The organism is Aureispira sp. CCB-E (assembly GCF_031326345.1).
Lineage (GTDB): Bacteria > Bacteroidota > Bacteroidia > Chitinophagales > Saprospiraceae > Aureispira.
In genome coordinates this window covers 2,593,097-2,614,829 of the sequence record NZ_CP133671.1, presented here as the reverse complement: position 1 = coordinate 2,614,829, position 21,733 = coordinate 2,593,097, and the positions used below count along the sequence as shown (strand labels likewise).

The 21,733-nt window shown below is 35.6% G+C and carries 15 protein-coding genes; 9 read left to right on the top strand and 6 right to left on the bottom strand.

Features of this window, described 5'->3' with window-relative positions; genetic code table 11:
• Window positions 1-114 precede the first annotated feature (114 nt).
• Entirely contained in the window at window positions 115-1,881 is a 1,767-nt protein-coding gene (locus tag QP953_RS09975) for a DEAD/DEAH box helicase (RefSeq protein ID WP_309554862.1), read from the bottom strand.
• A gap of 381 nt (window positions 1,882-2,262) precedes the next feature.
• On the opposite strand from QP953_RS09975, the gene QP953_RS09970 reads away from it, so the two are divergent.
• The gene (locus QP953_RS09970; RefSeq protein ID WP_309554861.1) at window positions 2,263-2,853 is read left to right on the top strand and encodes a hypothetical protein; all 591 of its coding nucleotides are present in this window, start codon (window positions 2,263-2,265) and stop codon (window positions 2,851-2,853) included.
• Between the two features lie 105 nt (window positions 2,854-2,958).
• Here the strand turns inward: QP953_RS09970 and QP953_RS09965 are convergent, their stop codons facing one another.
• Window positions 2,959-4,302, bottom strand: coding sequence for a hypothetical protein (locus QP953_RS09965; protein WP_052598576.1), 1,344 nt, complete (start codon window positions 4,300-4,302; stop codon window positions 2,959-2,961).
• A gap of 584 nt (window positions 4,303-4,886) precedes the next feature.
• Here QP953_RS09965 and QP953_RS09960 point away from each other — a divergent pair.
• Window positions 4,887-5,894: a DUF3667 domain-containing protein gene (locus tag QP953_RS09960; RefSeq protein ID WP_052598575.1), complete on the top strand. Its 1,008-nt coding sequence runs from the start codon at window positions 4,887-4,889 to the stop codon at window positions 5,892-5,894.
• Here QP953_RS09960 and QP953_RS09955 read toward each other — a convergent pair.
• Complete coding sequence (locus QP953_RS09955) at window positions 5,891-6,676, bottom strand: phosphatase PAP2 family protein (RefSeq protein WP_309554860.1); 786 nt, start codon at window positions 6,674-6,676, stop codon at window positions 5,891-5,893. The two genes, QP953_RS09960 and QP953_RS09955, sit on opposite strands and share 4 nt — an antisense overlap.
• A gap of 39 nt (window positions 6,677-6,715) precedes the next feature.
• Window positions 6,716-7,819, bottom strand: a complete 1,104-nt coding sequence (locus QP953_RS09950) for a hypothetical protein (RefSeq protein WP_052598573.1) — start codon at window positions 7,817-7,819, stop codon at window positions 6,716-6,718.
• Window positions 7,820-8,148: 329 nt separating this feature from the next.
• Here QP953_RS09950 and QP953_RS09945 point away from each other — a divergent pair, with 329 nt between their 5' ends.
• On the top strand, window positions 8,149-8,631 hold the full coding sequence (locus QP953_RS09945) for a hypothetical protein (RefSeq protein ID WP_309554859.1): 483 nt from the start codon (window positions 8,149-8,151) through the stop codon (window positions 8,629-8,631).
• 98 nt (window positions 8,632-8,729) lie between these two features.
• Here the strand turns inward: QP953_RS09945 and QP953_RS09940 are convergent, their stop codons facing one another.
• The gene (locus QP953_RS09940; protein WP_052598571.1) at window positions 8,730-10,103 is read right to left on the bottom strand and encodes a DUF5723 family protein; all 1,374 of its coding nucleotides are present in this window, start codon (window positions 10,101-10,103) and stop codon (window positions 8,730-8,732) included.
• A 327-nt stretch (window positions 10,104-10,430) separates the two neighbouring features.
• Between QP953_RS09940 and QP953_RS09935 the strand changes: the two genes are divergently transcribed.
• From QP953_RS09935 to QP953_RS09910, 6 genes are all read left to right on the top strand, one after another.
• Entirely contained in the window at window positions 10,431-13,715 is a 3,285-nt protein-coding gene (locus QP953_RS09935) for an AAA family ATPase (protein WP_309554858.1), read from the top strand.
• Between the two features lie 155 nt (window positions 13,716-13,870).
• Entirely contained in the window at window positions 13,871-15,868 is a 1,998-nt protein-coding gene (locus QP953_RS09930; protein WP_309554857.1) for a hypothetical protein, read from the top strand.
• Between the two features lie 267 nt (window positions 15,869-16,135).
• Window positions 16,136-17,128 (top strand): hypothetical protein, encoded by a 993-nt coding sequence (locus QP953_RS09925; RefSeq protein WP_309554856.1) that lies wholly within the window; start codon window positions 16,136-16,138, stop codon window positions 17,126-17,128.
• Window positions 17,129-17,162: 34 nt separating this feature from the next.
• Entirely contained in the window at window positions 17,163-17,933 is a 771-nt protein-coding gene (locus QP953_RS09920) for a prolipoprotein diacylglyceryl transferase family protein (protein ID WP_309554854.1), read from the top strand.
• A gap of 86 nt (window positions 17,934-18,019) precedes the next feature.
• Entirely contained in the window at window positions 18,020-19,417 is a 1,398-nt protein-coding gene (locus tag QP953_RS09915) for a radical SAM protein (protein WP_309554851.1), read from the top strand.
• A gap of 23 nt (window positions 19,418-19,440) precedes the next feature.
• Entirely contained in the window at window positions 19,441-19,716 is a 276-nt protein-coding gene (locus QP953_RS09910) for a hypothetical protein (protein ID WP_052598564.1), read from the top strand.
• A gap of 143 nt (window positions 19,717-19,859) precedes the next feature.
• On the opposite strand, the gene QP953_RS09905 is transcribed toward QP953_RS09910, so the two are convergent.
• Window positions 19,860-21,611 (bottom strand): DUF4139 domain-containing protein, encoded by a 1,752-nt coding sequence (locus QP953_RS09905; protein ID WP_309554850.1) that lies wholly within the window; start codon window positions 21,609-21,611, stop codon window positions 19,860-19,862.
• Window positions 21,612-21,733 lie beyond the last annotated feature (122 nt).

Genomic DNA, 21,733 nt, shown 5'->3' with positions numbered 1-21,733 from the left:
TTAACACAAAACGCAACAAAAGCACAATTTGCTAATTATCAAACTAATAAAGTTTAGCTGCGCTGCTACTGCGTGGTTTCAACGAACTATTGAAAAAAATTATTCTTCAAATATCTAATAACGTTTTTTCTTTGATTTAAAAGACTTCCCACGTTTGCCACTTCTTCCCCCATCTCTTGATTTCCCTTCTTTATTTCTCTTAAATTTTCCGCCGCCACCAGAACGACCTCTACTGCTACCATCTCTTCTTCCCTCTCTTCGGTCTGATGTACGCTCAATCAATACGTCAACACCAGCTATCTTATTTTTGCTAGAACTAGCCAACATCTTATCTTCGTATGCCTTATCAATTTCAAAAAAGGAAAACCCTTTCATGATTTCGATTTTTCCAATTTCAACACCTTTTACTCTTAAACTGTCATTGATCAGCCCAATCATTCTAGGAGCAGTCATTTTGTGTTTCGACCCAACATTGACATAAAAACGAGCAAAACTAGAGTTGTCACCACGGTCACGTCTTCTACGATCTTCACGCGAACGTCTACCTTCTTTTCCTGGTGTTATGTTTAGATCTGGTGCATTTTTGTAGTAACTCAAGAAACGCTCAAACTCTAGAGTAACAAATTTTTGAAGAATTTCTTCTTTTGAGAAGTTTGAAAGTTGTTCGTATACTGTTGGCAAAAACTTCTCAATACTAGGGTCAACTTCAGTAGTTGCAATCTTATTAATCGTCGTGTACATACGTTTTTCGCAAACTTGCTCTCCCGTGGGTATCAATCGACGTTCAAATTTTTGACCAATTTTCTTTTCTAAGATACGAATCTTATGCGTTTCTTTGGCTGTTAGCAAAGCAATAGAAGTTCCTTTGTTTCCAGCACGTCCTGTACGACCACTTCTGTGAATATAATTCTCAAGTTGATCTGGGATTTTGTAATGCAAAACATGCGTCAAGTTGTTCACATCAATACCACGAGCAGCAACATCAGTTGCTACCAATAATTGAATATTTTTCTTGCGGAAACGCCCCATTACATAATCACGCTGAGCTTGTGACAAGTCCCCATGTAGCGCATCTGCTGAATAACCATCCGCCATCAACCAATCTGCCACCTCTTTGGTTTCTGCACGAGTACGACAAAAAACGATTCCATACATTTCAGGAGAAATATCTGCGATGCGTTTTAACGCACGATAACGATCCGAAGAACGAGCAACGCAGTAAACATGTTTAACGTCTAAATTGGCAGAGTTTCTTGAACTTACCTCAATTTTTTCGGGATTACGCATGTAATTTTCTGCAATTGCATCAATTTCTCTAGGCATGGTTGCTGAGAATAATAGCCCTTGCTTGTCTTCGGGAGTAGAAGCCAAAATAGCATCCAACTCATCTTTGAAACCCATTGTCAACATTTCATCGGCTTCATCCAACACCAAGAAATTGATACCACTAATATCTAATTTGCGACGTTCAATAAGATCTCGAACACGCCCAGGTGTGCCTACAACAATATGACAACCTTTTCTCAATTGACGAATTTGCCCATCTATTGGCGCTCCTCCATAAACAGAAACAGTCTCAATCCCTCTTTCATATTTTGTATAATCGGCAATATCTTTGGCTATTTGGATACACAACTCACGCGTAGGACACAATACCAAAGCCTGAATGGTTCTGGATTTTTTATCTAATTTATGAATAATGGGTAGGCTAAATGCGGCGGTTTTGCCTGTCCCTGTTTGAGCCAAAGCAACCAAATCTTGGTCAGACTCTAAGACAAAGGGAATAGCTTGCTCTTGTACTTTTGTTGGATTTTCAAATCCTAAATCATCTAGAGCTTTTAATACATTGGGGGTTAACCCCAAATCCTCAAATGTTGACATTTTTTCTGTTTCAACGTGTAAAAATACAATACTTCGTAAAGAAAATTGACACAAAGATGCTTTTTTGTTGCTGTGATAGCAGAGCAATAAAGCTACGAAGTACTAAAAATTAAATATAGCCGCTTAATTCCCCCGTACTCAAAAAAACCATAAAGCAAAAGCGCATTAAGAACATGCTTAAATTGACCGCAAAGGTACGTTTTTTTTTACAACTAAAAGACCTTTTCCCTAAACTATTCTAAAGTTCTTATTTTCAAAGATTTGACTAATAGATATAATTCGGAAACTTTTGCCTTGTTTTATTGTTCTAATAAACATTATCAAAACAATTGAATTAATTTTATACCTTTAGGGCTATTTCTCATAACAATATCTAAAATCATGTTTTATTCCGCCATTGGTTATCTATTAACACTATTTATGGCTTTTACCATAATACCTTTAGTTGCTTTCTTTTTGAGAATGCTTTTAATTATGCTCTTTTCCAGAATTTACTGGGGTTTTACGGGCAATAAGTCTCCTGTCAACTTGTTACAGTTTTCGATCAAACTGGCACATCCTATTGGCTTTACAACAGCTATATTTCATGGATTTGCAGCTTTGTGGATGGGGGTTGTTTTCTTTAATGGAATGGATTTGAAACTAGATTTATTTCTACCTGGAATTTTAATTTTCACCTTCATTTGGTTTGGCATCAAACGCATTAATAATCCTGCGAAAGTCAATGTTGACAATAGAATTACCACTACCGACTCGGAAGGACAAGAAACGACTATTATTATTAACCCAGAAATAGAAGACAACTTAACAACAGAGCCATTAGGACAAGATCCTATGAAAATGCTCAACGAACAAATGAAAAATCAATTAAAGGATCAAACCAAAGAATTTATCCAAGGTAATACCATTATTGGTTTAATTGGAAAAGTTACAGGAGTTGTCTTAGGAGCCATGTCCTACATTCCTTTTTAGCCAGTCCTTATTTAGGTGCTACCAAAGAGTTAGAACCAAATAATAAAAATATTTGCCTAAGCTTGGAAAAGGATTCTAGTCCAAAGTTTTAGGCATTTTTTCATTCTAATCAACCCAAATCCACTCCTGCTGTTGATGGTTTTTACTACTAATCTGTACCCAATACAATCCTGTCGGCAATTCTTCTACTGTCAAATCAAAAGTCGCTTCCGTAGTGTACATCTGATAAGTTCTTCTAACAACTACTTGATTCAATGAATTTTTGATAACAACTTCCAACACTTCCCCTCTATCGGCACGTATGTATAGTGCTAAGTTAATTTGATCTAATACTAATTGAGGAGACAATACCACTCTATGCTCTGTCGGCTGCTTGGCAATAAATACAGTGGGGCTATAAGCCAACCGATTCCCATCTTGATACTCTTTTTTTAGACGATAATAATTGTCCTTCTCTTGATCAAAAACCAACCGAGCACCATAAGGGTTTTGAAAATTATTGATTCCTATACTAGGCTTTTCACTCGCTTTAGACCACTGTTGATGATCTGTACTGTGCTCTATAACATAGTCTTCGTTGCTATATTCATGTACACCAATCCAACGCAACATCACTCGATCCAGCTTAGGAATGTCTAATTGCAATTCCAAAACATCTGATTGTATAAAAACAGGCGGAGAAGCATTTGGGCAACTAGTCCCATCTCCTATCGTTTTATCCAAAGGGTTATTATAATGATAAAATACATTTTCTTTTTCATTAATTTCCACAAAATAGCTTCCCCCTTTGCGTGTCATAAACATACGTCCATCCTTCGTCATCCATGTATTGGCTTGCTCCCTTGTATGTCCTGTTGGTAAGTCATAGACTTGTTTTCCAATAACCACTTCTTTGGTGTATAAATCCAAATATTGTATTCTGGACTTTACACCAATACTATATAAAACCTTTTTAATTGGATGATAAGATAAATTTGTCAAAGCCCCTCTCATCGGATTTCTACTTTTGGTAAATCGTCCTGTCTGTATATCCACCCAATACAAACTATCTTCTTGAGGAGCATAGGCACAAAAAATCCCCTCAATCAATGCACCTTTAGTTAATTGAACAGATAATGGATTGCCATTTCTTTCATCAATAGGAACCCATAAAGGCTGTATAGCGCCAGATTGATAAATGCGAAGTAATTCATGTGTGGTGGTATCAAAACTATACAGCAAGCCATCGTCTGTACAGTACGCTAATGCACTTAGAGAGCGTTCAAATCGAGGGAGTATGGGTACCCAAAGTATTTCTCCTTTCGCATTTACGGACAAAATATGCAACTGATTATCAACCAACTGATAAAACCCTGAATGGCAAGAAAATGCGTAAGGCTCTACAACATTTTGAGCTTGTACATTTGTTCTATTGACTATAAATAATAAGATAATGAGTATTCGGTACATTGACAGATTTATCTTGATGATAATAAATAATACTCCGTTGATTATTATTCGCTTTGTTACTCCCTTCGGTCGTGAGCTCGCTATGCTCGGTTCGCTCATGAGAGCGCAAGGCTAGTTCCCTCTGGTCACGAGCTTGGGCTTTTGTGCTACTAGCACAAGCCTACTCGGCAAGCTTAGTTACCAAAAAGATAAAAAATCCATGAAGTATTGTAAATAGACACCGACTATATGAATAGTGTTGCAAATTGTCTGGCGTAGCGGTCTCGTATTTTGAGACCATCCATGTTTTTTCTATACAAAGATAGAAGTATTTAAGTAAGTGGACAGAAAAAAGTATAGTTAAAAATGTAATTGTTTTTAGTGCTGTTCAAAGAAAAAAATTGAAGTTTTAGTGGGCTAAAACGAGATTTTTTGATGAAGAACAGTGCAAAAAGAATTCTATTTTGCCTATAAATTTTTATGAACGATTACTTAATTGTTAGAAGTTTACTAAATAAAAATTAGTTTGAGTATATTCGAGTTAAATGCAATGTATTAATTCTACAGTTAGCTACGCTACTACTCCATTCTAATAACCGTATCCAATGAAACCAACCAAACACTTATGCCAAAGTTGCCATTGCTTAGTTGATGAAGGCTCTAATTTTTGCAGTGTTTGTGGACAAAAAAAGATTACCAAACCACTTTCTTTTAAAGAACTAGTAGGAGATTTTTTTTCTAATTTATTTTCATTAGATTCCAAGTTTTTTCGCACATATGGTGGATTAATATTTTCTCCTGGTAAGTTAACTAGAGAATATACAAAAGGTAGACGCCAACTCTATTACACTCCCATTCGTTTATTTTTATTTGGGTTAACTATTGCCTTTATTCTGCTCAACTTTGTCCTTGCTGACCTCCAAAAATTTGGACAAGATATGGATAAGAATGTCCAGATTGAATTGTATAAAGACTCCCTTCGCACGCAATTTTTTCTTGCCTTTCCAGATTCTACTGACCACCAAATGATTGATAGTCTATTAGATCAAAACAATATATTAAAGGGACTTGGCAACTCATTTCTTTCCTTTGGGAGCGACGATAATATTCTTATGGAAGATTTATACAAGCTAGATGGGGAAGAAATTATTAACAAGTACAACATAAGAGGTTTCTTTCAAAAACAATTTGTCATACAACTATCTAAGGCAATCAAGACACCAGGAAATTTTCAAATTTACTTGCTAAGCCATATTTCTTGGATTATTTTAGTTTCCATCCCATTTATTGCGCTGCTACTAAAATCATTATACATACGACGCGAGAGAACTTATATTGAGCACATCGTATATGCATTGCACCTTCATACGTTTATCTTTATGGCTTGTACGATCTTGTTTATTTACTTATTAATTAACAACAATCACCTACTTGGTCCTATCCTATATACTTTAATTGTTATTGGCGTTTATTTTATTCTTTCGTTAAAAAACGCTTATCAACAATCAGCAATCAAAACCAGCTTCAAAGTTATTTTATTTTTATTATTTTATCCTCTTATTATTACTATTGCCCTTTCTATCTTTTTAGTAATCAACTTTTTTGCCTTTTAAAAACTCACAGAAGGTTTAACAGCTTTCTTTTTCTGAAACAAATCAATTCGATGCAATTCAGGAATTAAAAAACCAATTGCCGCCCCTACTAAATAACCTGTTACCACATCTGTCCAAAAATGCTTGCCTGCCTGTTGCCTCAACACCCCTGTTACGGCAGGAAAAGTAGCTGCTGCTGCCCATACCCAAGGAATAGCTTTGCTTCCTTTGTTATAATCTTGAAAAATTTTAGCCGTCATAAAACACATTGCTGCCGTCATAGAGGTATGCCCAGAAAAGAAAGCATATTGGGCATCTTTTTCTTGTTTATAATGCAGAGCAACATTTTCGTTGTACACAAATGGACGAGGACGTCTAACGATATTTTTGGTCAAACTAGTCAAAGCTCCTGTCAAAGCAATCGTTTCAGCATACATCAATCCAATTTTTAAATAATCTTTGCGAACCTTGCGATCTGCTAACAATGTAAACGGTACCGCAAAACTTGTATACAAAAAAACATCGCTAACCCTCGCCACTGGCATCGACCAGTTATAAGTCGCTGCTTGATCTACGCCCCACACATCCCTTCGGTTCAAAGAATTGATATAACTTTCTGACAAAACAGGTGTTTGGCTATCCAAGATTAAATAAGTTACCCCTGCGCCTACTGCTGTAGTGATAATTGGAACATCCACTGCCCAAGATAGACGGTATGGAGAGGAAAATGTAGTTGAATTATCTTGCCCAAAGCTCCCCCAATAACTAAGTAAAAGAAGGTAAACTACCAATAACTTTTTCATTGATTTGATCTATTTTTTTATAATGCTTTTACCATATCACTATCGAGCAAAGAATACAATCAATGCAATAATTGCGACAATCAATAGAACTAATCCAGCTACTTTAAACCAAGATGTAGGCTTCGTTCCACTAATTTTTCCTGTCTGACCATTAACTGCAAAGTGATAGGTTTTGTCGTTGTAAATATAAGAACAAATCCAAACGGGTAAAATAATATGCTTAAAAGTCTGCCCCCAACGCTGTACATTGATCGACAAGCCTCTTTGTGTATCTCCCCCTAAAGCTTCACTAGCCATTTCTCTCAATTGCTTTGTCATTTGTTTTTCTGCAACATGGTAACCTTCCAAAACATCCAAACTATAAATTTCTGCTTCCCAACCTACCATCAATGTATTGGAATAGTTAACTACTTTATCCAAATCAAACGGATATATGGGCGTGATTACTTTGTGAGGCAAGCCTTTGGAAGCAACAATCAATACATCGTCAAAAAAGTGATCAAAGCTACCACGATCGTATTCCCAACGTGTCTTTTTAACTTGACGGGTTTGAGATTCTCCATCACTATCGGTGTAGTGTTCTGTTTCATAATAATAATATCCCGCTTCGCCCGACCATTTCGTATAGGTCTTCGTATCGTATGTCCAAAAGGGAACATAAATGCCATGTACATCACCCAATTCAGCCAAAGTCTGTAGTTTATTGGGTTTGAACCAGCCCTCTTTTATCCAATCTTGAAATTTCTTTTTTGCCTCTTTGGCATCTACTTGAAAAGGAATAATTCCCTGTGGTTGAATTAAGTTTTTCTCTAGAGCCGATTCATTCACTTTTTCAGAACCGCAAAAGTTACAACGAACAGACACTTTATCATCCTCTATCATAATTCGAGAACCACAGTTGTTGCAATCAATTACTTTTTTATGTATTTCTTGAGGTGTAAAATAAGACATTGATTGAACAGCATGTTCTAACGACTGTTCCTCTACTAAGTCATTGGCTTGGTCATAAGGTTTGACAAAACCACAATGATCACAGTTGATTTGTTTTTTGCTAGCAGAGTAGCTCAATTCACTCCCACAATTGGGGCAAGGCAATTCCAATACACTTTCTAAAAATTCTTGATTCTGTTCGAATTCATCCATAATTGGGCAATCTATTTTATAAAATAAAGGGAGATTTTTTCAAAAAAGCTTTCTGTGCTTTTTTTGAGGCTGTTGTAGCTAATTTAGTGATTTATAATCAAAATATCCAGTGCGATTCATAAAACTTTGTCAGCAACCTGTAGCGTTAACGTTAGTTATGACAAACAAAATAAGACAATGCTCAATTCATATATTCCACCCTGTACTAATTTTCTCCTTACCTCTTAACATCCCTTAAAAAAAAATTAACATCTCTAAAACACATTCTGAGGCTTATACTTAGTAATTTGGACAAGCTTCCTATTCACTTACATAAATCACTCGTTATCATGAAAAATGCTACCTATGGAGTTTTAGCAACTGCTATTTTTTTGTGTTTTTATATGCAATTTTGGACAGTAACGCCTTCTCCTCTCCCTTCCTCTTCCACGACATCACAAGGTCAAGCCTATTCCCAAACTCCCTCTAATCGAAATGACACCTTGCCTGGAACCTATCAAACGAGCAATAGTGTCACTGGTTTTAAAGATTTAATTTTAGACTCTACCTACACTTACCGATATAGTGTATCAAAGCCTTCTGGCGAATCGGTTGTCTTGGAAGGTTCTTGGGAACTTTCATACAAAGACCAAGATCAACAGATCGTGTTACATCAACCATTGCCCAATGAAGCATGGGAAGATTTAAAAATTGCACACTTAGAAGAACATCGATTCAAAGTAACTCCCAATGGATTGAGGGATTTGTACACCCAAGAAGTTTATTTACAACTCAAAACAAATGAGTACTCTTTGGCTATTTTTAATCAATAGCATTCGTTGAAAAATTTATAAAAAAATGGCTCCTTATTCTATTAACAAGGAGCCATTTTTATGTAAGTAATCGTTCAGAAAAAATTATACAATACAGATTACTTCAATTTTTTATACAAAGGTACTCTAAAGCCAAAGTAAGCGTTGAATTTATCTAATTTATTACCTAGCGCAAATAAATCCAATATGTTGGATGACCCTACAAATACAGGCCCTGCTCTAAATCCTAAGCCCAAGTGAAAGCCTGAGTTTTGAACATAAGAAATAGGCATAGAGAAACCAAACCATTTAAAGTCATATCTTGGTGTTAACTGAAATGAATTGATTCCGACTACTTTGTAAGGATTATTTCTGTCGTACAAAGAAATTTCGCTCAAGAATGAAACATAAAATCCTTTGATGACTTTGTAATCCACAAAAAGATTCATTCTTGAAGGTGTTTGCATCAAATAACTATCTTCTCCTTGATTATGATTAAATTGGCTGGTATCTTGGATAATAATATCATTGATATTATAAAGATATTGGATACCATCAAACATATTAACATCAAATGTTGAGTTTTTAAATGTTACTGTATTAGAAGATGTTTGATCTTTGGACATTGCCACAAAACCAATGTCATGAAACGATAACCCTACTTTCAATTTATATTCTTGTTCGCTGTCTGGTCGGTATTCATAGACACCTCCAAAATCAACTGCAAACCCAAAGTTTCCACCACTAAATTGATTTTGGAAATTAGGGAAACCTCTTCCATTAAAGGCATCTAAAAATGCTTCATTTCCTCCAAAAGAAATTTGTCCTGAAGCATTAATTATCGTGTCTGAGTTATAAAACTCATAAGAAATATCTCTTGCATGTACGTAAAAAGAACCGACACTTTGCAACAATTTCAATGCCCCTCCTACTTTTACATAATGATTATCTTTTTGGAAAATCTCAGCTCCAAACGTAACGCTATACTCATTCCAAGCCATTGCCGACAAATAAGAATAATCATCTTGATAAGAAAAACCATAATAAGTAGAATCTTCCAACCCAGAAGCACTCATTCGAATTAGGTCTTTATTAATTCCTCTTGCATTCAAAGAGAACTTACTTTTGATACCAAAGCCTATTCCCATTTTATCATTAATAGAAACTAGACCGCTTACCAAATTAATTTCACCATTAAAAGCTAAATTTGCTTGGTCGCTCCCATTATCTTTATAGGTCAATCGATCAAAAAAGTCTCCTCTTCCATTAAAAAGACTATCTTGACTAATACTAGCATAGTCGTTAACAAACGATAAATTATATCCAATAAAACTAACATCAGCTTTGAAATAAGGAGTGACAACGTTGGCGGGGTTAATCCCCAATCCAAGTTCTCCTGCATAATGAGATTCTGCTACTCCAGAGTAGATTTGTGCCTGTAGTTGGCATAAAAATGCAACAACAGCGAATGCTGTCAGTGTAATTTTTTTCATGGTTTTAGTTTTTATATAAAATTTAAAAAAATACTATTTAAGTATCTACACACTATTTTGACATCATTAAAAAATTGTTGCTCAAGGCATTAATTGACATAATATATTTTATCTAGTTGTAGACTTGCTTAAAATGCCCCCAAATGTAAATAAAAATTTGATTTATCCTTCTTTATTCTTTTATTTATATTTGTTTTAATTCATCCAGCAACTTCGCATTGGTTCTTTTTAAATCTTGTATATTTACAAAGTTGCCCTACTTAGTTCTAGTTTCTATACAATCCTGAAAAGAGAAGAATTAAGATTCTCAAATCAATAGATTATTACATGCAAAAGATAAAACTACCCTTTCACATTGTTCAACTCCAAATGGAGCATAATCCTGATATTATTACTACCCCTATACTAGATAATGGGGTGCTTTGGGTCAATATTCCCGCTCCTATGATGGCTGGAAAATTTGGCGATAGTTATCAAGATAAATTATTGGACAAAGGAGAATATGACACTTTACTGGACTATTACGTTCAAGGAGATTTCGAACAAAAGAAAGTAAACGTTCATTTCAAAGCAGGTAAATCCCAAATTGCGTTTCGAAATTTAGAGGTCACTTTTGATTACTTCATACAAACACATCACCAAGGTTTTTGGGCTATTGTTCCTGCACTGGGTGTAGAAGCGTTTACAACAGAAGTAGCCGAAATTGAAACTGCTGTTCAAGAAGCCATTCGCTTGGATTTTATGCGTAAACAACGGTTGAACTTGCTGCAAGATGTTATCTCTACCTTGTGGTTTGAAAAAACAACTCTAAGTACAGAGCTGCTAGATTTGCGTACTTATACACCTAGTGAAATTGCTTCCTTGCAAGAAGAAAAGAAAAAGGAATTATTGCCTAAAGTTGCTCAGAAAGTCTTAATTGACACTCCATCTCTTTTTGGGTATGAAAAAGAACTGACACAACTAGCCGATATTGTTACTGGTAGATACAACAAAAATGTTTTGATTGTAGGTCGTTCTGGAGTTGGAAAGAGTACTTTGGTCTGGGAACTGGCACATCAACGCAAACGCTTCAAACTTTCTCCTACTATTTGGGAAACAACTGCTTCTACTTTGATTAAAGAGTTGAGTGGAAATGTGGGTTGGCAAGAAAACTTAACGTTGCTTTGCAAAGAATTGACTCAAAGAGGTGATGTTTTATTCATTAGAAATTTATTAGAACTCTTTGAAGTTGGTCAATACCAAGGTAATAGTGTTAGTATTGCAGATTATTTGAGGGAATATATTGCACGAGGTGAAATCATTATTATTTCAGAATGTACCGACGAAGAGTTTGCACGAATAGAAGCGCGTAGTCCTAACTATGTTAATAATTTTCAAATAATTCAATTATCAGAACCACAAAGCAGTACCGCCTTAGAGTCGATTATCCTTCAGAAGGTGGAACACATTGCTCATACAGAGAAAATAGTTATTGAACACGAAGCCATTAAAGAAACCATTCGACTGAACAAACGTTATACGCCTTATTCTGGCTTCCCTGGAAAACCAATCCGATTTTTAGAGAGTATTCTTATTGGTTCTAAAGCGAAACAGAAAAAAATGCAGCAACAAAAACAGTTGTATGTTTTAAACCGAACAGAAGTTATCCAAGCATTTTGTGAGGAAACAGGAATGCCTGCTTTTATGGTAGACCCTTCGATTCCCATGGATTTGCCTTCTGTTGAGCATTTTTTTCATAGCAATGTCTTTGGGCAAAATCATGCCGTAGGTATTTTAGTTGACATCTTAGCCTCTGTCAAAACAGCGCTCTTGCGCCAAGGTAAACCCATTGCCTCCATGCTTTTTGTTGGACCTACAGGTGTTGGAAAAACAGAAATGGCAAAAGTTTTAGCGCAGTTTATGTTTGGAAGTAGGGACAAAATGATTCGCTTTGACATGAGTGAATATTCTACTCCTTATGCTGTTACTCGACTAACTGGAGAGAGCTATTTTTCAGATGGTTTACTGACTTCTGCCGTTCGACGAGAACCTTTCTGTGTTTTGTTATTTGATGAATTAGAAAAAGCACATCCTTTATTCAATGATTTGCTCTTGCAAATTTTGGGTGAAGGCCGCTTGACCGATAGCCAAGGGAAAGTTGTTAATTTCTGTAGTTCTATTATTATCATGACTTCTAATATTGGTGCTAAAAAGCTTCAAAATAATGACATCGGTTGGGTAGAAGATAAGACAGAAAAAAGAGAAGCCGAACACTTCACCAATGAAGTCCGTCGCTATTTCCGTCCTGAAATTTTTAATAGAATTGATCAAGTGGTTCCTTTTTATTCTTTGACCCAAGATGTTGTTCGATTTGTGGTTGAAAGAGAACTAGAGATATTTAAGAAACGGGAAGGAATCTTGCATAGAAACTTGGAGTTTAAACTATCTAGTGACTTGTACGACTTTTTGTGTGCAACAGGGTACAATCCCAAATATGGCGCAAGAGCATTGCAACGAACGCTTAGAGAGATTCTTATTATCCCACTAGCCCACCAATTGAATCAATATAGTTTTGATGAAAAATTAGTCATTGCTGTTGACATTCAAGACGAGGCATTAGTTATTGATATTGAAGCCGATCCTCTCAAACTAGAATTGATGCTAGAAGAGTTGACTCAAAACGAATACATGGATTTTGCCAGCGAGTTGCGTCAAAACATTGTTCAGCTCTTTGAAGGGAAATTTTATGTTCGCTTGTTGAGTGAATTGGACATTCTAAAACGTTCTAAACGCAAAAATGCCAAAGGATTCTGGGCAGATGAAAAAAAATCATTGCAGTATACCAATTTCTTGGCATTAGAAGATAAGTTTGAGCAGCATCGAAAAATTATTGAAAATTACGAGTTAGACATGGCACTAACATCAATGGGACTAGCTACTCTAAATACCACTGTTTATAAAAAAATGGAACAGTGGGAAAAGGATTATTTTGATCTTAAATTGGAATTGTATGGAATGCTTCGAGAAGACAGTGGCGGAATCTATTTAGGCATTTATGGTCAACATCCTCAACGTTTATTGCAATACTATATTGATATTTGTAAAGAAAAATCGTTTGAATGGACAGCACGTACGGTATGGTATAATGAGGCGATTTATAATAAAATGGTAGATGCTCTGGAAACAGAAGAAGAAAATGCTACTCCCAAAGTCAAAGCACGCCAATACCACAAAAAACCGTTCTCTTTGGAAGATAAAAATCGCTGGAAACCCGAGCAGAAAAAAGAACACAAAGATGACATTTTACTAGGAATTGAGTTATTAATCAATGGTCTAGGCGCTAACATCTATTTTGACCAAGAAGGTGGTTGGCATCGTATTATTAACGCAGATAATAAATATACTTATTGGGTTCAAGCAAGTCCTAACCAACAACCTACTCCTGAAGAAGTACATCGAAAAAACTTTTTCCAACAATACAAAAAGCCTAGAAGGACCTACTCTCCGACTCATCTAGAGGACACCGTATTCAAATCCCCTAAACGAGAGCTACGTCCAGTCGAGCAGCTACCACATTTAATTAAAATACTAGATCAGTTATTCAGCAAAAAATTAGATGGTCTTTTGTTTTAGTTGTAGGCTGTCAATCTAATAGACAATTAAAGTTATCTTATAACTTTATCCATACTTTTTTATACTCGCTTGCTTATTTTTATTATAAATAAACATTAAATTAGCTCTTAATTTAACATTTTTTACTTTCTTAAACTTAAACCGAACCATTCACCATGAAGTACTATTCATTGGGCATTGTCTTATCCTGCCTATTAGTAAGTATTAGCACCAGTTTTGCGCAAAAAAACAAACCATTTAAAGCACCATCTAAAGAAGCATTATTATCAACCTCCTACCAAGGCGACACCAGTGTTCCTGCTGCCTACTTAAAAAAAGAATGCTATACCCAAATATCTTATTATAAAGATTTACAAGAACCAGATGGTTTTAAGGCAGATATAACGTATAGAAATCGCATTAAGATTTACAAAAACAAAGGCATAAAATATACCAAAGACAGCATTTACATCTCTATCAGTGATGATTTGAACATTGATAAGTTGTCTCGCTTGACAATTACAACTTATAATCTACAAGATGATAAAGTAGTAAAAACCATTCTTAAAGAAAAAGATTGTATCATTGACAAGCGCCATAAGGATTATCATATTATAAAATATGCTGCTCAAGATGTCTATGTAGGGAGTATTGTTGACATACAATATAGTGTCCGTACTCCGAACCTGGTTGTTCTTCCCACTTGGTACTATCAATCCTATATTCCCATTCAATTTTCCTTTTATGAATTTATGTACCCTGAGTTCATTGATTACAAAGTCACTGCAAATGGTTTGGTAGAGCTTAAAAAGGAAGAAAATAGTACGCTTATCAATTCCGATTTTAATGGCGGAGATATGAACAATCAGTACACCGAAATTAACAAACGTTTTTCGGCATCTAATGTTCCTGCTTTTAAAACCGAGCCTTTTATTGGTTCTTCGCTCAACTACATTGGTTTCTTGGATTTTAATATAGCAGGTTATCAAATTCCTGGCGGCTTTCAACAACAACTCTCTTATTCTTGGGAAGAGGTTGGGCAGAGACTGCTTCAAGGGGCTTCTTTTGGACGACACTTGCGAGAAGTTAAGTTCTTAGAGCCTGTCATCGACAGTCTAACAAAAGGATTAGAAACTCCTAAAGAAAAAGCCTTGGCGATTTTAGGGCATTTGCAAAAAAAAGTCATTTGGAACAAAAAGTGGCAAATGTATAGTGAAAAGCCGCTTCGAATGGTCTATGACAAAGGAGTTGGAAATATTAGTGATGTTAATCTCTTATTGGTAGCTGCATTAAAAAAAGCTGGCTTAAAAGCATATCCCATCATGCTCAGTACAACAGGAAATCGCTTTGTCAATCCTTTGAAACCATCCATCAGTTCTTTTAACTATGTAATTGCAGGGGTAGAACTCAAGGATCAAAAATTTCATTTTTTGGATGCTAATACGCCATTCAGCACCTTAGATTTGTTGCCTTACTATTGTTTGAGCAGTCAAGGATTGCGCTTAGGCGAATACTCCAATTGGGTTGATTTGCCCAACAAAAAATTTGTTAAGAACTATGTCTCTAAAATTAAATTGACCAAGGATGGCTTGGCAACAGGAACCTTGCAATATGTTGGAAAGGACTATGGTGCTTATGAGTTGCGCAATATGTGGAAAAAAGCAGGCAATCAACTGCGTTTTTTCAAGCAATTGGAGCGGGATCATCAGGGTTTAATCATTCAATCTGGTAGTATTAAAAACATGGAAGGTAATCACCAATCGGTTGCATTGGATTTGTTAATTCGCATCAAAAACAACTATAAAATAAATGCTCAAACGGCTAGTTTCACCCCAACTTACCTAAAGGTGTTGGACGAAGCATTCTTTACGTCAGAAACTAGAGTCTGTCCCATACAATTTCCCGTATTAGAAAAGCAAAGTTTTGTTATGAGTATTGAAATTCCGCAAGGGTATCAAGTTAAATCGTTGCCTCAATCTGAGATTATTCGTTTGCCCAATAAAGCGGCACAGTATAGTTATAGCGCATCCGTTGTTGGTGAAAACATCCAAATAGTGTATAGTTATCAATTAAAGCAAAGGTATTTTCCTAGTAGTATCTACCCTGAGCTAAAAGCTTTTTATGAAGCCATTCTAAGAAAACAAAAGGAATCTATTATCTTTAAGAAAACTTAGTACATTGTTTCTTAGATTAGTAGTTAGCTAATTATCATTTTTCATTTGTAATACTTCGTGTGTTTTTATAAACAATACACGAAGTATTGTTTTGTTTGCCCTGATTTAAATACAAGTATCTTTGTTGCATAAGATTTGACAACACCATCACCAATTTTCACCACAATGCCTATATTGCTTTCTTTACTCTTATTTTTAGCTCTTATTTTCCTTCTTTTTTTTATTAAAACAAGAATTCGAGCAAAGAAAATAAAACCGACCATACAATTGAACAAGGATTGGTTTCCGACAAACGTTTCGCCCTTGACACCAACAGCCTACCAACGACCTGGTGACCAGACATTTTTAACCTATCCTGAATGGTTTTTAGTTTTTAGCCCTGCCGAACAAGCCGCTTATTTTAAACAGCAGACCGCTACTCATTTTCCTTATGAGCAACACGTAGAACAATTTTGGGACAGCTACCATGCTTTGTCTAAAGCCATTGCCCCTTACTTTCCTTACAACAAGCAATACTACACAATGATCCAAGTGATTGGATATAGCACATTGATCGAGTATCGAGGCAAGCTTTTGTATGAAGGTAGTGTGGGACGTTTAACAGACCTCATTCCTTCTAAAATGACGGCAGAAGATCGCTTTTATGCTGCTTATACGCAACGCTATGTTGATTTTATAAAAAAAGAACCTTGGTATCTTTATTCTTTTTTAAAGGAATTTCGGCAGCTTTGGTTTCAAACAACTTGCTTAGAATGGAATTGGATACGCAAGATAGAACGTCGAGTTTTTATTAGTGGTGAATTGCTTTTTAAAGCTTTTTATGGCTTTTTGTTGGGCATGGGAACAAAATCTGCTTATGGCGTTGCTGCACCAGTTACCGCTGTTGTCATTAACCAACTACCACCCGAAGTCGATCAAAACGACTTAGGTTTGGCACTTATAAAGGTACTTTCACCAGAAGCTACGTTAATCACATTGCCCCGCTATGCAGCCTTCAACCCTTCGTTATGTGCTTTGATAAAAGCGGGGGCTCGTATTATAGAGATTGCAGGAAATCGTTCAGCGATTTTACTGACCGTTGTGGTACCCCAAAACTGGGAAGCCCCACAACAGTATTCTAAAGCTATTTTTAGACAAACCATTGCCACCCATAAAACATTAGAACGTGTTGCCTTAGTCGTTCTGGTTGCTAACTTAAGTGCCTTGGTTTTGGAGTTGGAGCAAAAAGAAATTGAGATAGAGCACATTTTTGATTATTAGCCTAATAACTTTTTAAGTAATTAATAACCACCACATGGAGATAACATTTCCTTTAGTTTTTAGATTTGGTCCATTCAGCATATTGGCACATTTGGTTTTTGAAGTGCTAGGCATTGCAATTGGGTTTCAATATTTCTTGTATTTACGTCGAAAACAAAAAGACACTATTTCAGAACCCAATCGGCTTTGGATATTAGTTGGGGCAGCATTAGGGGCACTCATTTTTTCTAGATTAATTGGTAGTTTAGAAAATCCTGTTCAATTTTTTAATTCACCAAATAGACTACTCTATTTTTATTTGAACAAAACCATTGTTGGCGCCTTGTTCGGGGGCTTGATTTGTGTTGAAATCGTAAAAAAAATCATTGGAGAAAAGCGATCTTCTGGAGATTTATTTGTTTATCCCCTCCTATTGGGCATGATGATTGGTCGAATAGGTTGCCTTTCTATGGGAATTCACGAACAAACCTACGGTCTTCCCTCTGATTTACCTTGGGCTTTGTATTTGGGAGATGGTATTCGCCGCCATCCAGTAGCACTTTACGAAATTCTGTTCTTAGGAACGCTTTGGCTATCTTTTGTTTGTATTGAAAAAAACGTTAACTTTAGAGAAGGCATTCGTTTTCAATTCTTTTTAATGGCTTATTTTATTTTCCGTTTTATGATTGATTTCATCAAGCCTGGTTATAAATTTTCTTTTGGGCTAAGTACCATTCAACTTACCTGTTTATTAGGAATGCTTTACTATAGTCGAACCTTTTATCAGTTATTTTTTCATCCTAAACAATTATTACACAATAAGTAGTCGTCCAGAAAAAACTATACTTTACAATAGGTCGCCAATTGTTTTTGAAAATTCATTTAACATTACCCTCAAGCTATATCAACCTTATGCGCAACTACATTTATTATGACCATACACAAAGCCTTTGCAATGAATGTCATCGCACCATCAATGCCAAAGTTATTTTTGAAGATGAGAATGTTTATTTAAGCAAACATTGTCCCACACACGGTCACCAAAAAGTATTAATTGCAGACGATATAGCCTATTACAAGCAAATAAGAAATTATAACAAAGCATCAGAATATCCTTTAAAACCTCATACAGAGACCAAATACGGTTGTCCGTATGATTGCGGGATTTGTCCTGATCACGAACAACATTCTTGCCTAACCTTAATTGAAATTACAGATCGTTGCAATTTAACCTGTCCCATTTGTTATGCTAGTTCTTCTCCTTCCTGTGGCAATCATCGAAGTTTGGAGGAAATTAACAACATGTTAGATGCCATTGTTGCCAGCGAAGGAGAGCCTGATGTCGTTCAAATTAGTGGAGGAGAACCCACCATTCATCCCCAATTCTTTGAAATATTAGACTTAGCAAAATCAAAACCCATCAAGCATCTAATGCTCAATACCAATGGGCTTCGAATTGGAACAGACTTTGAGTTTGCCAAACGCTTAGCAAGTTATATGCCTCGCTTCGAAATTTACTTACAATTTGATTCTTTTAAACCAGAAGCATTGTTGAAATTAAGAGGCAAGGACTTGACTAAAATTCGCCAAAAAGCACTAGACAACCTCAATCAACTCAATCTATCTACCACGCTAGTAGTAACCCTTCAAAAAGGTTTGAACGATGACGAAATTGGGACAATTATCAACTATGCATTAAAACAAAAATGCGTTCGAGGAGTGACCTTTCAACCCATACAAATTAGTGGTCGTTTAGAAGAGTTTGATCCTAGCAAAGACAGATTGACCAATACAGAAATTCGTCGCAAAATTTTAGAACAAGCACCTATTTTTAAACCCAACGACTTAATACCTGTGCCTTGCAATCCAGATGCGTTGGTGATGGGCTATGCCTTGAAAGTAGCTGACAAAGTCATTCCTCTAACTAGTTTGGTTGACCCAGAAGCCTTGCTCAATAATTCTAAAAATACCATCGTTTATGAACACGATCAAGTTCTAAAAGGAAAAATATTAGACGTTTTTAGTACGGCTCAATCGGTTGATACAGTTCAAGAAGGTTTTCACGATTTACTTTGCTGTTTGCCCAATATCGTTGCTCCTGAATTAAATTATAGCAACCTTTTTAGAATTATTATCATGAATTTTATGGATGCTTATGACTTTGATGTACGAGCAATTAAAAAATCTTGTGTTCATATCGTCAATACAGATGGAAAAATAATTCCTTTTGAAACAATGAATCTATTTTATAGAAATGATGAATTAAAGCTAAAATTGAACGTTCTTCGACAAGAAGTTCTGCCTAATTAACAGAAATCGACAAGCCTAGTATTATGGAAAATTCAGGAAAAATTATTGGTATCAATCTACTTCTTTTTATACTCTATACCTTACTAATTCATGCAGGTGATAATGGTGATGCAGCATTGGCGGGCGCTATTATTGCCTACATCCATGCTGGAGGTATATTCGTTGTAGGGCTTTTTATGGCTATTTTTAGCAACGACCCCAATCGTTCAAGAGGGATGTCGCTTATTTTAGCAGGATTATTAATTGCAATCATTGGGTTTTCAGTTTGTTTAGGAACATTAAGCCTCAACATTCATTAACAACACGAATAATAGCAATAAATGCTTAAGAGAAAATACCATAACACCAAACAACCTCGTAATATTCTGTATTTATTAAAATAAAAAAGTAAGTACAGAATATTAACGATCATTGCATATTAGTTGTAAGCTTATCAATTCCTCTAGAAATAACGCATCTGTTCCATTGTGCGTGATTTTTTATACTCAATTTTCACCTGTTTATCTTTCGGATATTTGATAGAAAAGCCAAATGTCAACGCTTTGTTTTGAGTGGAAGGAATCGTCAAATTCCAAGATAACACCCCTGTCTTTTCATCATAAGCAGCATTGGACTTTTCATCAACGGTAATAACAACATCTTTATCTGAAGAGATCGGAACTTGATCCAAAATTTCAATATTAATTGGCTTTGAATGATTGTTTCTAACCACTATATCATAAGCAATTGTTGCTTTTTTAGAAGTCCCCAAAAATACTTTTTTAGAAGAACCTTTTACCTTTTTTCTAGATAGAACAACGTTGGGGTCTCGACCCAACGAAACAGATAACGTATCGCTCAAATTATCAATACTCAATCGAGATTGTCCTATGTATTTCTTATTGTTATAAATATTAATAGGACCACTAACCAAATCCAAGTCCTCCCACCCGACAACTTGCGCTAATAAAAAAGCATCCTTGTCTAATTTAGGGACAGCATAATGCTTGTAAGTCGCAGGCAGTTCAAATTGCTTTATATCTACCGAATAAGGCTTTCGATCAGAAGGGATGGTATAAGGCTTTTTAATTTTAAAATCTGCATTAAACTCTGGCACTTCCAATGTTGCAGTAACCATGTTTGGGATATCTGGCTGGTTATTTCTATAACGTTCAAATTCTGCTGTATTATAATCTATTGTTTCTGAGTAATCTTTGCCCAAGATTGCTTTAATTTCATCTGTTTTGGATAACTCATAATAATTGTTTGGCTGAATTATTTGCTGTTGAATCGGAGCATTATTATTAACACTAATATCAATATTAGCAATCGTATTGATTTGGTAAGAAGACGATCCTGTCAAATTCCAGACGTTTAAAGTTGGCTGTAACATACTTTGTAAGGGGTCACCTGTCGAAAGTGTTAGTTCCACGTCATTCCAATCTACTCCTGTATTATTATAAGTCAATGCTCGGTATGCTAAGTCAATTGTACTTCCAAAATTACTGGCTTCTAAGTCATAAATTGCAGCCCATCCAGCATCACTAACAACATACCTCAAATCGAAGTCTGTTTTTGCAGCAGTTGCCGCTTCTACGACTAGATAAATTTCTGCCATTGCCCTCCTATCGGCATTTAATTCGTACAGTTGCAATTTATAATCAAATACCTGACGGCTTAATGTTGTAATACGCTTGGTTAGTCTGGTAATATTTTTGTTGATCTCAAAATTTCGTTTTCGATAAAACTCAGACATTTTTTCGAGCTCTGTCACTGTCAAATTTTGCTGTGAAGATTTCATAGAACGATTTTGCTTTAACAATGCTTGTTCTTCTTCATAAGAACCACGTTCGTTCTCCAGCAAATCTATCGCATCTCTTAATATATCCAAAGAATCGTTTAAGCGTTTGATTTTTGGGGTAGCTTGACGGCGTTCTATAAAATTCTGTTTGCTTGTAACAGAAATAACTTTTACGGCTTTGTTGGTAGCAACTTGGATTGTTTGCTCATATAGTTTAGGAGATAAATTTGTAAATACAAGATGATTTCTACCTTCTTTTAAAGGAATCGAGGTTTTTCGCATGACTTCAGCTCCTTGCAAATGCAATTTAACGGCATGAATATTGGTTTTAATAGGTATAGGAGCCTCACTTTGAGCCATTAATACAGAGCAAAAAAAAGAACAAAACAGTAACAACATTGTGATTGTTTTCATAATTTGAAAGGGAACTTTTAGTTTTTTAATGAATCTTATTGGTGGAATTTAGCGTTGTTGCTACAAAGTAACTCCCACAAAGTAATGATTGAGTCGATGAGCGACACACCTAAATTGAATCA